The organism is Kitasatospora sp. NPDC127121 (genome assembly GCF_042677305.1).
Taxonomy (GTDB): Bacteria; Actinomycetota; Actinomycetes; order Streptomycetales; family Streptomycetaceae; genus Kitasatospora.
Map to the genome: position 1 here is coordinate 149,088 of NZ_JBHXTQ010000001.1, position 13,516 is coordinate 162,603.

Below are 13,516 nucleotides of genomic sequence, written 5' to 3' on the forward strand. Positions count from 1 at the left end.
CCCGTACAATGCGGCGCCGCTGCGGCCGACCGGCCGTGCGCGGCGGCGCAGCCTGGCGGACGCCGGTGCCAGAAGGTCGGCCGGCGGGGAAGCAAGCAGGTGGCCTGGCTCGTCCACCACGGGCAGACCGCGCGCCTGGCCGCCGACACCAGCGGTGCGCATGAGAGTGACTCTGCGTAACGTCTCAAGTGGACATCAGATAGATCGTGTGCAGATAATGCTATCGGGGAGTGGGCGGGTTCGAGGTCGCTCCGAAAGAACCTCGTTCGGGCCGCACAGCACCGCGTGCCGCAGATCGAGGTCGTGCTGCCGAATGTGGACGCGGAGTCAGGCCCTCCCCATGCGTTCAGTTCACCAGCCAGGGCGAAGGGAACCCAGTGACGCACAGTAACGGCAACCAATGCACCGAGCAGGCCATTGAGGCCCGCTACCAGAACTCGTTCGGCCGGGCCGCCGGGTACCTTCCGCCGGACCGGGCCGTCGTCCACGCCTGGCTGGACGAACTCGGCGGGTACGTCGAGCGGCAGCAGGCACAGGGCGCCATCGTCCGGCACAACTCGGTGGCCGAGCTGGCGAGGCTGATCGACCGGGATCCCGTGGTGCGGATGTACGTGAGCCTGATGATCGAGCAGGCTGCGGAGAGCTGGAAGGGCAAGGTGCGCGACATTCCCGACCTGCTCGACCACCTCGACGCCATCGTCACCTGGGCCCCGCGCTACACCGACAAGATCCACTTTCCGATGTCCGCCCTGTTCGTCGACATGATGTACACGCCGGCCGGAGAGGCGGCCTTCCGCAACAGGGACCTCAACAGGGCGCTCGTGGGGATCCTGCGGGAGTGGTGCACGTACCTGGACAGCCCTGCCAGTCGTGAGGTGCTGACCACCGACCAGTGGCTGTCAGCGGATGCGAGGAAGGAGCTCAAGCTCGACGACTTCGAAGTCGATTTCACGCAGCCCTACGGTGGGCTGGCCTCGTTCAACGACTTCTTCCACCGGGAGGTCAGGCCCGGCAAACGCCCAGTCGCGGGCAGCACGGATCCCAAGGTCATCGTCGCCCCCAACGACGGCAGGGTGGTCAAGATCCAGGGCAACGTGCGGCGCACCGACGAGTTCTGGGTCAAGGGCCAGCGCTACTCCCTCTACGACATGCTGGACGGCAGCGATCTGACGGACGGCTTCGTCGGAGGCGATGTCTACCAGTCGTTCCTCTCCGGCGGCGACTACCACCGCTGGCACACCCCGGTCAGCGGTACGGTCATCAGCGCACGGGTGGTCGAGGGGCTGACGTTCACCGAACTCGAATCGGCGGGCCACGACGAGGATGCCGGCGTTCAGTCGCAGATCTACGAGGCCTCGGTCAACGCCCGCGCCCTGATCTTCGTCAAGAGCCCCGACCCCGTCGGCATCGTCTGCGTGATGCCCATCGGCATCACCGAGATCTCCTCGCTCACCATCGGGGTCACGCCGGGGCAGCACGTCGACAAGGGCGACGAGCTGGGATATTTCAGCTACGGCGGCTCCAGCATGGTCCTGGTCTTCCAGCCGGGTGCCGTAGCCGCCTTCGACGTGCCGGACAACACGACCGGAGACATGGAGAAGGGCCAGTGGTGCGCGGTCAACTCGCAGATCGCCCACACCCGTTGAGGAAAACGCCGTTGCGTTTGGCTGTTCGGCGGCTGGTCAAGTCCCTGACGACGAGGAGCGGGACCTCTGGTAGATCACTTGTGTCGAGCAAGATGATCAAGAACCAGGGGTCCCGCTGCACGCCGCCGCCGGCAAACGCAACGGCGTTGGTCTCCGGCTGCTGAATCGATCACCTGCTCGGGCTGCCCATCACGCCTTGGGCGACTTGTAGATGGTGGCGGCCATCGCTCCCAGTTGCTTGTTGGCCTTGAGCGCGAGGTCGATGGCATCGCTCACGGAGTCACTGGGCACCGGAATGTTGTTCACGTAGATCGCGAAGGCGTAGCGGCGACCGTCCTTCGCATCGATATAGCCTGCGAGCGCCTTCGTGCCGAGAGCCAGCTTGCCCTGGTAGGGGCTGACCAGGGTGCCAGTCTTCGCACGGATGTGTCCTGCGGCGGGATCGGTGCGCTCGATGACGTCGGCAAGCGAACCGTCGACGCCCATGCTCGGCATGGAGTCGTAGAAGACGTCGAAGTCGTCCTGTCGTGCCAGGTGCCGCAGCAGCGCCACCTGGGCAGTCGGCGTCGCCTTGTCGCCGGGGAGGCCCTGGGCATCGACGAGGCTCACCGAATTCGGATCCACACCTGAGTGAGCGAGGAACTCCTTCTCGATCTTCATGCCGTCCGCATAGGTTCGTTGCCCGTTGTGTGCTGCCATCAGCGGCGGCAGAAGGTTCGCCCCGAGATTGTGGCTGACCTTGTTGATCAGCTTTGCGTACTCCTTGAAGGGCGGAGAAGTGTAGGTCGCCGATACGGGCAGCGAGCTCACTTCCGCCGACGGAGGAAGCTTGCTGTCGGGGTTCGCTCCCAGCGAGGGGGCGGATACGCTGACGCCGTTTCTGGCGAGTGCCTCGATGAGGACGGTGCGGGCGAACGCCGCCGGGTCGGGAACCTGGTAGGTCGTCACGAAGGGAGCCTTCACGTCCGCGGGCACGGAACCTCGGACCCGGATATGACCAGGACTCACGCTTTCGGTCGTCACCGTCGGCTTGCTTCCGGCGGGTGTGGTCGTCACCTGCGCGTCGACGCCGAAGGCGGCCGTCTTCGGGCGCCAGTCGACCTTGGCCGGCTCGCCGGGTGCGCCCGGCGTGATGAGCACGTCGATCAGGTTGTCGTTGACGATGGCCGGAGTGACCAGCACCCCGCCGATCGACACCGGATCCCAGAGTCGGTTGTCGATCACCACGTCGCCGTCGACATGGCGGACTCCACTGGCCGCGACCTGTCGAGCCAGCTCGTCGACACCCGCCAGCGGATCCTCTTCGGTGATGGTCGCCATGCCGGGTACGGCGTTGGCGTCGTAGTGGTCGAAGTCGGGGACGTCCAGTCCGCCTGACGCCGTGGTCCGCCCGCCGAGTGCCAGATCGCCGCTCCCGACCAGGATGAGATCGCCGGAGAGCCGCCCGTCCGCGGAGACCGTACCCGAATGCACCACGGGCGTACGGAAGCGATGGTCGTCACCCAGGACATCGAGCGCAGCACTGACCGCGAAGGTCTTGGCCGTCGAACCGGTCATGAACTGGGAATCGGCGCCCTTGGATTGGACGACCTTCCCCGTCTGCAGATCGGCGACCTGCAGGCCCCACTGGCCCGACGACCACGGCGCGGTACTCATGAGCTTCTGCAGGTCGGCGCTTACCCGTGTGGCACCCGGTGCCGGAGAGGCTGAGTTGTCCGTGGAGTTGTGGGAGCACGCCGTCATCGCCACGGCAGCCGTCATCGAAGCGGCGAGCGCCAGGGCTGTACGCCGCCGTACCCGAGGTGTCTTGATTCCGGAGAGGAAGTTGCTTGAGAGGGAGTTGCTTGACATTCGTTCTTTCCTGTTCGACTTTCGCGCTCGATCGAACGCTTCCGGCCTGGTTGCTGCGCGGCGGCTAGGGGCTCTCTTTCGGATCACGTCGGATCAGCGCGCGGCGTCGGAGTGCGTGCATCGCAAGGCGGAGGAGGGAGTCCATGCGGAGTATCGGCGACCGACGACAACGCGGCGAGGTGCGTGCTCCGGCGTCGCGCGCCCGGCGTGATCCGAAAGAGAGCCCCTAGGACTTCCCGCCCTTGCCGATGGCGATGCTGCCGTTGCGGGTCCGGACGGCCACGGAATGGCCGCTCGCGTCGTCCTTCGCGACGTTCACGGTGACGTCGCCCTTCTTCGCGGCCGTGCGGACCGCGTACTTCGATTCCGGCAGGCCCAGCTCGACGTTGCCGTCCCTGCTCTGCACGTCGACCAGGTCGGGCACGGCGGCCAGGCCCAGGTCGACGTTGCCGTTCCGCGACGTGACGCTGACGGACCGGGCGGAGATCCCGTCGCCCTCGATGCTTCCGTCGCCGCCTTCCAGGGCCAGCTTGGCTCCGTGGAGGTCCGACAACCGGACGTCGCCGCCGGCGGTCCTGGCCGAGAAGTCCGCGGTGAAGCCGGTGGCCTCGATGCGCCCCTTGCCGCTCTCGGCGGTGACGGCGACGGCGCGCGGCACCTTCACGGTGTACTTCGCGCTGCAGCCCACCGAGATCCCCGTGCAGTCCAGCGAGAGTGTGAGCGTGCCCCCTTCGAGCTGCCAGCCGGACCCCACCTCCCCGCCGACCTTCCTGCCGCTGACCCGTCGTTCCACCTGAACGCCCTCGATGTCGGCGGCCACCAGCGCGAGGTCGGCGGAACCGGAGTTGACGGTCAGGCTGCCACCGGCGAAGTCGAAGGACTTCGATTCCACGGTCGTGTCGGCCGATGCGCCGTCCGTGGTGCAGGCCGTGGCGGCGAGGCCGAGGAGCGCGGCTGCGCCGAAGGCGAGAAGCGTGCGCGTGGTCGGTTTCATCGAAATTCTTCCTTCGTCAACGAACATGGTGGTGTGGATTCCCGCACCCCGGTTCACGAGCGCAGCGCCCGGACCGCGACCGTGCGCGACACCCGGGCCGCCTGCAGGACCAGCGCGAGGCAGGTGGTGACCAGCGTCCCGGCGGCGAGCGCCCCGAGCGTGGCCCAGGGGAGGCCCGCCAGGACCCGGACGACGTCGATCCGGGCTCCCAGGGCGATGGTGAGACTCGACACGGCGACGAACAGCGCGCCGAAGACGATCGCCGTCCCCGCGTAGATCGCCCCCTCGTAGACGATCGACCGGGTGACCACGCCCGGCCGCGCACCGGCCACCGTCACGACGGCGGAGTCACGGGCGCGCTCCCGCCCGACGAGGGCGATCACGGCGAGGCCCCCGACCCAGGACACGACGAAGACCCAGCCCAGCACGACCAGGATGTTGTCCAGCCCGGCGCTGCCTCCGGGCATGACCTTCCCCATCACCATGAAGAGGCCGACGAACGACAGGGAGAGCGCGAAGGGCAGCACCGTGGTGACGCTCCTCGTCGCGCGGGCCCGGCACGACTGCACGGCAAGGTGCCAGGCGACGCCGCGCGAGGGCACCAGCGCCGTCCAGAGCTTCATCAGCGGGGTGAGCACCCACGGCCCCATCAGCAGCAGCAGGCAGAGGAGGAAGAGGTTCCCGGCGAACGCGAAGGCCGTCCGCTGGGCGAGCCCGCCCTTGAGTTCGAGGCCCAGGCCGGGGACCCACATCCCGACCACACCGGCGAGCAGGCACAGGACGAGGCCACCGCGGGCTACGCCCGGCCGCGCCGGGGGATCGGAGAAGTCCCGGAAGGCGCGCATCTCCGGCGTCCTGGCGGCCCGCCGGGTGACGCCCCAGCCCCCGAGCAGGCACGGAACCAGTCCGAACAGCACGCTCACGCCGACGTACCAGAACCGGAACCCGACCGAGGCCCCGTGCAGTTCGAGACCCGTCCCCTTCCACTGCGCGAGGGCGACACCCGCGACCAGCAGGGCGAGCGGTGCGGCCAGCGCGCCGGCCACCGCGCCCAGCACCACCATCTCCGTCCGCAGGATGAACCTGACCCGGTGGCGCGGAATCCCGAGGATCACCCACAGGGCGTGCTCGCGCCGCTGGGTCGTCAGCGTCAGACCGACCGCGGAGGCGACGACGCCCACGGCGGCGAGCACGGTGAAGAAGACGATGTTGCCGCCGAGGGCGATCGACGCGGAGACCATCCGTGCGTCACCCGCCGCCCGCGCCGCCGAGACGGCGGTGAACATCGCGATGGCCGAGCCCGCCGAGCACGCCGCGCCGACCGTGGCGCACAGGAGCGTCCACCACCACATCGACGCCTGCAGGCGGATGTCCGACAGCACGAGCCGGATCACGACTCCTCCCCGCCCGCTTCGTCCGCCGACTGCGCCGCGAGGACGGCGTCGCCCACCGCGCGGGAGTCGCCACCGGGGATGACGGCGTGTACCCGCCCGGACCCCATCACCACGACCTGATCGGCCCGCGCGGCCGCATGAGGGTCGTGGGTGACCATGAGCACCGTGCTCCCCTGCGCGGGAAGCGCCTGCAGCCAGTCGAGCACCACATGACCCGACTTGAGGTCGAGCGCACCCGTCGGCTCGTCGGCGAAGACGATCCGCGGCTGGTTCGCCACCACCCGGGCCACCGCGACGCGCTGGCGCTCGCCACCGGAGAGGCGGTCGGGGCGTCGCCGCGCGTGCTTGGCGATGCCGAGCCGCGCCATGGCGTCCTCGACCCGCGCCCTGGGCACCCGGCGGCCGGCGAGCCGCGCCGGCAGGGCGATGTTGTCCTCGACCGTCAGCGAGCTGACGAGGTTGTACTCCTGGAAGACGAAGCCGATGTTCTCGCTGCGGAACGCGGCCTGCTTGCGGGGGCTGAGTGAGCGGACGTCCGTCCCGAGGATCTCGACGGACCCCGCGGTCGCCCGCTCCAGCCCGGCCGTGCAGAGCAGGAGCGTCGACTTGCCCGAACCGGAGGGGCCGACGACGGCGGTCAGCCGGCCTTCGGGAATCTCCAGGTCGATGTCGTGCAGGACGCGCGTCGTCTCGCCCCGGCGGCCGGGAATGGGGAATTCCGTCCGAAGGCCGCGCAAACGAATGCACGGCACGGGAGCGGTAGTGGAAACTGGCATGAATCAAGGAAAGCAGGGCCGGGCAGTGGAGTGCACGGGTTCCTGCACTGCTATTGGAGGTAGACTTGGATCTACCGCCTGACCGATCCGAACTGTGCGAAAATGTTGATCATGGCGCAGATTCGTGTTGCCCGGAGGCTGCTGACCGAATTCGTCGCAGCGGCCGCCTTTCCGATTCTCCTGATTTCCGTTCTCGCTGCGCCGGTCTCGGTTCCGGTGGTGGCCGAACTGGACCGCGCCAGGGCGCAGTGGTGCGGAGTCCGGACGATGCCGCTGCGACCCGCCGACCGCAGCTGGCCGCAGTGGGTGGCCGGTCGGCTGCGGGCACGGTCGGTGTGGAGGACCGACCTCCCCGTGTTCGTCACCGCCGCGCTCCTGTCCGCGCTCTCGCTGTTGGTGGGCTTCTTCGGATTCTTCGGCGCTCTGGCGCTGGTTTTCTCCCCCGTCCTCTGGGGTTTCGGCATCGCCGCGAAAGTCGGCCCGTTCACCCCGGCCGCCCTGTGGGAAACCCTCGTGGCGGTGCCCGCGGGAATCGCCCTCGGTGCGGTCACCGTGGGCGCGCTGGCCGGCATCTCCCTGCTCCGCGACCTGCTCCTGCGGGCCTTCTCGGGGAGCCGGAACCCCGACCTGCTCGCGAAACTGGAGGAAGTCCGCGCCAGCCGGGCCTCGCTGACGGCGGCCTTCGAGAACGAGCGCCGGCGCATCGAGCGTGACCTCCACGACGGCGCCCAGCAGGAACTCGTCGCCCTCGTCATGCGCCTGGGAATCCTGGAAGCCGCAGCGACGGCCACCGACCAGGAACGGATCGTCCAGCTGGCCCGCCAGGCCCAGGCCCAGGCGGAGCGCGCGCTCGAACGGCTGAGGGAGACGGTGCGCGACATCCACCCCAGCGAACTGAGCGATCTCGGTCTCATCGCCGCGGTCCGGGAACTGGTGGCCAGATCACCGTTGCAGGTCGAACTGACCAGCACCGGTACGGACGCCTGGCTCTCCTCGACGATCGCCACGGCCGTGTACTTCACGGTCTCCGAGGCCCTGACGAACATCGCCAAGCACGCGGGCGTCGGGAGCGCCCGGATCGAGATGCGGTGCACCGAGAGCGGCGTCCGCGTCCGGGTGGGCGACGACGGCGCCGGCGGCGCGCGAATCAGCACCGGATCCGGGCTCTCCGGGCTGCGTGAGCGGATGCGAAGCGTCGGTGGGAACCTCGAAATCATCAGCCCGCCGGGCGGCGGAACGGAGGTCGTGGCATCCGCCCCGGCCCAACCCCCGTGGTGACGGAATTCGACAGGGAAAAGCGATGGGAAATCGATTGTGAGAATCATCCTGGCGGACGACAGTCTGCTGATACGCGCCGGAATCCGGGAGATCCTGGTTTCCAGTGCCCACGACGTGATCCGCGAATGCGAGGACGCCGACGAACTGGTCGCCGCTGTCGACGACCTCGCCGCCGCCGGAGCCGCCCCCGACCTGGTGATCACGGATGTTCGCATGCCGCCCGGGAACACCGACGATGGACTCCGGGCCGCGATCGACATTCGGTCGCGGCACCAGGACCTGCCGGTACTGGTCCTCTCCGCCTACGTCACGGGCCCGTACGTGCGCGAACTCCTGAACGGCCCGGGCGCCGACGGGGCAGTCGGCTACCTGCTCAAGGAGAAGGTAGGCAGAGTGGCGGACTTCCTGCGGGCCGTCGAGACGGTCTCCGGCGGCGGAGTGGTGATCGACCCCGAGGTGGTTCGCCACGTCACCCGCGCCGACCCGCCGCGGGGCCCGCTCGCCCGGCTCACGGCCCGCGAACAGGAGGTGCTCGCTCTCATGGCCGAAGGCCGCTCCAACGCGGAGATCGCGGCAGAGCTGTTCCTCTCGGGCGCCGCCGTGGCCAAACACGTGGGGAACGTCTTCCTGAAACTCGGCATGCCCTCCGGCGAGGACAACCGCCGGGTGAAGGCCATCCTGACCTGGTTCGAATACAACTAGGACTTCAACGCCGTTGCGTTTACCGGCGGCGGCGTGGTGCAAGTCCGTCTTCCGTGACGTGGATCTCGACGGAAAGGGCGTGGGTCTGGGTGGTCTGCGGGTGTTTTCCTGCGATCGGCCCGTACTTGCTCGTTGGGTTCTTGCAGCTGCGGGCCTTGACGCGTTGGCGCCGCGCGGTGGGCAGCAGGTTGTCCAGGACCATCCGGCCGATCGGTCCGAGCAAGGGGTCGGGTCCGGCGGCGTGTATGCCGGTGGCGGTGGTGACCTGATCGGCGGCATTGCCCGCTCCACCTTCACCCTCAATGGCCATATTAAATGATTTCTATTGAGAATACCTCACACCCCATATTCCCCTTCCGTCACTACACACTCAATCACCCCTCACAGGTAGCGGAATTTCACCGAAGCACTCGACACCGTTCTTCGGATGTGGGACAGTCAATTTGAACCACCTGGTTTTGAGGAGCACAAGTTGCCCGTTTCCAGGAGATTGATCTCGCCCGATGGACACATCTGGGAAACCGACGAAATCACGGCCCACGTATTCGCCGCCACCGAACTCCTCGCACGCCGTGGCGTCGGGCCCGGTACGCGGGTGATGATGAGCGGGGCCAATTCCCCGGAATGGGTCGTCGCTCTGCTCGCGCTCATTCACCTCGACGCCTCGGTGGTCCTGGCCGATCATCGCGCCACCCCGTCACAGCGGTCGAAGATCCGCGCCCAGGCGCGCGTGGTGCTCGAAATCAGCGACGGTACGGGCCGCACCGCGGCGCCGCGCCCCGCTTCGGACACCGCGGCCGTGCCCGATGTCGCGAGCTGGGCACGGCGCCAGGACGCCGCGATCTCCTGGTCGTCGGGTACGACCGGCAGCCCCAAAGGCATCGTCCGCTCCGGCCGTTCGATTCTGGACAACCTCGCGCTCAGTGCGGAACGCATGGGGTACCGGCCTGACGACGTCTTCCTGCCCATCCTGCCGTACTCCCACCAGTACGGCCTGTCCCTGGTCCTCTGCTGGTGGCTGGGCGGAGGCACGCTCGTGGTCTACGGGCCGACCACGCGCCTGGACCGTGCGCTCGCGGTCGGCGTCGACCACGGCCTCTCCATCGTCGACGGAGCCCCGTCGACCTACTACAGCCTGCTCAACGTGCTCGACCGCCGCCCCGCCCTCGTGACCGCACTGGAGACGGTACGAGCCTGGTGCGTGGGCGGCGCGCCGCTGGGGAGCAGCCTGGCGGCCCGGTTCCACGCCCGCACGGGCCGGCACCTGCTCGACGGCTACGGAGCGACCGAGGCCGGAAACATCGCGCTGGCGCACCCGACCGATCCGGTCGGGTGCGGCACGCCGCTGCCCGGTGTGGTCGTCGAAGTCCACGACGACCATGGCAGGCAGCTTCCCCACGGCCGGCTCGGCGAGCTCGTCGTCCGCAGTGACGGCCTGATGACCGGCCACCTCGGCGCCGACGGTGAGATCGTTCCGGTTTCGAGTCCCGTTCACCGCACCGGCGACATCGGCCTGATCGACGATGCCGGCCGTGTCTTCCCGGTCGGGCGCAAGCACGCCGCGCACCGTGACGGCCACACGCTCTATCCCGACCACCTTGCCAAGCTGGCCGAGTCGGCCGGCGCGCAGACCGAGGTCGTCGCGGTCCCCGACGCACGTCTGGGCTGTCGTCTGGTGTTCGTGATCGCGGACCCGGACGCTCACGAGCCCGCGCACTGGAAACGGCTGCTGCGCCCTGTGCTCGCCCGCTACGAGCAGCCCGACCACATCGTCGTGCTTCCCTCGTTGCCCCTCACGAACACGGGAAAGCCCGACCGGGCCGTTCTGGAGAAGATCGCCATGAGCTCGCTGCCCGCATCGCCCAGGACGACCACCGACGTCACCGCATCCGACTCGACCGTCGGCTCGACCACCGGCTCGACCACCGGTACGACCGGCTACCGCATCCCCTTCGCCGGCCGTGTCGAAGCGCTGCGCGCAGTGCGCCGGTACGTGGCCGACAACGAGGACGCGGTGATGGGAATCCTCACCGAGATCTCGCCCCACCACACCGCCGGCGCGGAGATCCGCTCGTTCCTCGCCACCCTGGACGGAGCGGAGGAGGAGATCCGTCGCGTCCGGCCCGGCTGCGTGCCTCGGGTCGCGGTCTTCATGCCCTCCAACATGCCGCTCCATTCCTACGCGCTCTACATGCTCATAGCATCCCTTTACAGCGAAAGAATCACCTTTCGGCCGTCCTCCGAGATCAAAAGCCAGGTGCAGCGCCTGCACGACCTGCTGGCACCGGTTCACGGCCTGCCCATCAGCCTTTCCGAGCTCAGTCAGCGCAAATTCGTGACAGGGCCGGTACGCGAGGCGGACCTTGTCGTCTTCACCGGCAATTACGTCAATGCCGAGACCGTCCGCGAGGGGCTGGCGGAAGACCAACTCCTCCTCTTCTTCGGTAACGGCATCAACCCCTTCGTGATCGCACCCGACGCCGATCTCACCCGCGCCGTGCACGACCTCACGAGGATCCGGCTCTACAACTCGGGCCAGGACTGTTTCGGTCCCGACGTCGTGTTCACGCCGAAGGGCCGCACCGAGGACTTCGTCGACCTGCTGTCCACCGAACTGGCTTCGCTTCGATTCGGACGGAACGGCGACCCCGCCGCCGACTACGGCCCGATCTTCTACGACTCGGCGCTGGTGAACTGCTCGGGCTACCTGGTGCACCACGCACGTCGCATCCGGCACGGCGGGCGCATCGACCTGCCGTCCCGCAAGATCGAGCCGACCGTGCTGCTCTGGGGCTTCGACGACAAGATCCCCCTCGAAGAGATGTTCGCCCCGGTGTTCAACGTCGTGGCCTATCCCAGCGCGAGGCTGTTGCGTGAACGGCTGTCGAACCCCTACTTCAGCGAGCGCGCGCTGGGAGCGATGGTCTACGGGAACGATCCGCAGACGGTGGATGTGCTGGCCAGGCGTCACCAGACCTGTGTCGACCACACGCTGCTCGACGCCGAGGACGGCAACCGCCCGTTCGGCGGATTCGGGATGCGGGCGAACTACATCTCCTACGGCGGCGAGCGGCACGCCGAACCGCTGCTCATGTCGCAGGCCGTGGCGCAGACCCTCCCGGCGGCTGCCCCCGTCGCGGTGAGCGGGGAGTGAACCAGGTGAGCAAGGTGAGCCAGGTGAGCAGACGGTACGCCGACGCGTGGTCCGCGATCGTCGACCTGCTGGTGGCCAACGGGGTGGACACCTGCTTCGGGTTGCCCGGCGACGATCTGGAGCTGCTTCGTGCCCTCGACGCCGCCGGACTGGACCTCGTGCCGTGCCGTGACCAGCGCAACGCGATGTACATGGCGACCGGTTACGCGCTGCAGTCGGGCCGGCTCGCCGTGTGCGCACTGGGCAAGGGCCCGGCTGTCACACACGCGGCCACGGGACTGCTCGAAGCGCGGGAGTCCGGTGCACCCGTCCTCGTGCTCGCCGCCGGCGTGCCCGAACGCCGCCGGGGCAGCGGCGGGTTCCAGGAACTCGACCAGGTCGCCGTGACAGCGCCGCTCGTGCGGTGGGCGCACCGGGTGGGGCATCCGGACCGGGTCGTCCCGGCGACGGTGGCGGCGCTGACCCGGGCTCTGGGCCCGCCGCCCGGACCGGTGTACCTGGAGGTGCCCGATGACGTCCGCACGGCCGAGATCCTCGTCACCGGAGCATGGCCGACGCTGCCCGAACCACTGGTCCTCGAGTCCGTTCCCGTGACGCCGGGGCCGGCCCTGGCGGCGATCCGCGAGAGCCGGCGTCCGGTGGTGCTGGTGGGCGGCGGAATGCGGCACCGCAACGGCGGCGGCGTGGTCGAGCGCTTCGCCGAACGCCTCGGCGCGGCGCTCTTCACCACCGCGTCCGGCCGCGGTGCCGTCGACGAGCACCACCCGCTGTTCTGCGGCGTGGCGGGCCTCTACGCCGCGGCCCCCGCCCGCGAACTGTGGTCGTCCTGCGACCTGGTGGTGTCGCTCGCCGGGCGGCTCGAGGAGACGGTCGTCGAAGGCGGGACACCGTGGCCCCCGGTCGCGGTGGTGCAGGTCAACATGGATCCGGGCGGCCTGTCGGCCGAGTTCGCGGGCCCGCGGGTGCTCGGGGACGCCCGGCACGCTGTGCTCGGCTGGTCGCGGGCGCTGGAGGAGGGCGGCGAGGCCGAACGCGCGGACGCGACCGAGGCGTGGGCGAACAGGATCGCCGACGCCCGCAAGGCCATGTCACGTGAGGTGGAGGCGGAACTGGCCCGCGCGGCGACGCTGCCGGGGATCCGCATCGCCGAGCTGCTCGCCGCGCTCGACGCCACCGCGGGCGAGCCCCGCGTGCTGGTCCAGGAGAACGGGCTGCAGGACATGTGGTCCTACGGCTTCCCCTTCCACGTCGGTGGCGGGTCCGTCGTGCCGTCGGAGCAGACCCCCTTGGGCTTCGGCGCGGCCGCGGCCATCGGGGTCAAGCGGGCCGCCCCGGGCCACCAGGTCACCGCGTTCATCGGGGACGGCGCGTTCCTCGCGGCCCGCGCGGACATCGCCGTCACCGCTCCGGCCCACGGCGGCGTGCTGTACGTGGTGCTGTGCAACGGCGGCTACGGCTGGCTGGACGCCCAACGCGCCCGCCTCGGGCTCGACGCCGAACGCCACCCCTTCGCCCGCCCGGGCGCGCCGCCGCCCGTGGTGGACGGGCCGGACATCCACTGTCGAGTGCTGCGCGACAAGGCCGCGCTGACCGCTGAGCTTCTTGCCGCGCGACGGTTCTGCTCCCGGGGAGGCACGGCCGTGCTCATGGTGCCGGTAGCGCCCGACGACATCCTCCCCTGCATCCGCGACGCCGAGGTGGTTCCCCAGTGACGAACGCAG

At 69.1% G+C, this 13,516-nt stretch carries 10 protein-coding genes; 5 read left to right on the plus strand and 5 right to left on the minus strand.

All coding sequences use genetic code 11. The features are described 5' to 3' along the window. Nucleotides 1-377 precede the first annotated feature (377 nt). Nucleotides 378-1,646 (plus strand): phosphatidylserine decarboxylase family protein, encoded by a 1,269-nt coding sequence (locus ACFVHI_RS00645; protein ID WP_380334254.1) that lies wholly within the window; start codon nt 378-380, stop codon nt 1,644-1,646. 189 nt (nt 1,647-1,835) lie between these two features. Here the strand turns inward: ACFVHI_RS00645 and dacB are convergent, their stop codons facing one another. The 4 genes from dacB to ACFVHI_RS00665 all read right to left on the minus strand — a co-directional run bounded on the left by dacB (nt 1,836) and on the right by ACFVHI_RS00665 (nt 6,661). Beyond that, on the minus strand, nt 1,836-3,497 hold the full coding sequence (dacB, locus tag ACFVHI_RS00650) for a D-alanyl-D-alanine carboxypeptidase/D-alanyl-D-alanine-endopeptidase (RefSeq protein ID WP_380334257.1): 1,662 nt from the start codon (nt 3,495-3,497) through the stop codon (nt 1,836-1,838). A gap of 226 nt (nt 3,498-3,723) precedes the next feature. After that, complete coding sequence (locus ACFVHI_RS00655) at nt 3,724-4,518, minus strand: DUF4097 family beta strand repeat-containing protein (RefSeq protein ID WP_380334260.1); 795 nt, start codon at nt 4,516-4,518, stop codon at nt 3,724-3,726. Between the two features lie 26 nt (nt 4,519-4,544). Continuing rightward, on the minus strand, nt 4,545-5,885 hold the full coding sequence (locus ACFVHI_RS00660) for an FtsX-like permease family protein (protein WP_380334263.1): 1,341 nt from the start codon (nt 5,883-5,885) through the stop codon (nt 4,545-4,547). Further along, a complete protein-coding gene (locus tag ACFVHI_RS00665) occupies nt 5,882-6,661 on the minus strand; it encodes an ABC transporter ATP-binding protein (RefSeq protein ID WP_244293782.1) in 780 nt (259 codons plus the stop codon). The genes ACFVHI_RS00660 and ACFVHI_RS00665 overlap by 4 nt, the downstream gene beginning before the upstream one ends. A gap of 267 nt (nt 6,662-6,928) precedes the next feature. Between ACFVHI_RS00665 and ACFVHI_RS00670 the strand changes: the two genes are divergently transcribed. Together ACFVHI_RS00670 and ACFVHI_RS00675 are read left to right on the plus strand one after the other, a co-directional pair. After that, nucleotides 6,929-7,939, plus strand: coding sequence for a sensor histidine kinase (locus ACFVHI_RS00670; protein ID WP_363367832.1), 1,011 nt, complete (start codon nt 6,929-6,931; stop codon nt 7,937-7,939). A 33-nt stretch (nt 7,940-7,972) separates the two neighbouring features. Next, on the plus strand, nt 7,973-8,641 hold the full coding sequence (locus ACFVHI_RS00675) for a response regulator transcription factor (RefSeq protein ID WP_208869262.1): 669 nt from the start codon (nt 7,973-7,975) through the stop codon (nt 8,639-8,641). Nucleotides 8,642-8,660: 19 nt separating this feature from the next. On the opposite strand, the gene ACFVHI_RS00680 is transcribed toward ACFVHI_RS00675, so the two are convergent. Next, a complete protein-coding gene (locus ACFVHI_RS00680; protein ID WP_380334268.1) occupies nt 8,661-8,951 on the minus strand; it encodes a hypothetical protein in 291 nt (96 codons plus the stop codon). A gap of 162 nt (nt 8,952-9,113) precedes the next feature. Between ACFVHI_RS00680 and ACFVHI_RS00685 the strand changes: the two genes are divergently transcribed. Together ACFVHI_RS00685 and ACFVHI_RS00690 are read left to right on the plus strand one after the other, a co-directional pair. Further along, nucleotides 9,114-11,795, plus strand: a complete 2,682-nt coding sequence (locus tag ACFVHI_RS00685) for an aldehyde dehydrogenase family protein (protein ID WP_380334270.1) — start codon at nt 9,114-9,116, stop codon at nt 11,793-11,795. A 23-nt stretch (nt 11,796-11,818) separates the two neighbouring features. After that, on the plus strand, nt 11,819-13,507 hold the full coding sequence (locus ACFVHI_RS00690; RefSeq protein ID WP_380334273.1) for a thiamine pyrophosphate-binding protein: 1,689 nt from the start codon (nt 11,819-11,821) through the stop codon (nt 13,505-13,507). The last annotated feature ends 9 nt before the right edge of the window (nt 13,508-13,516 follow it).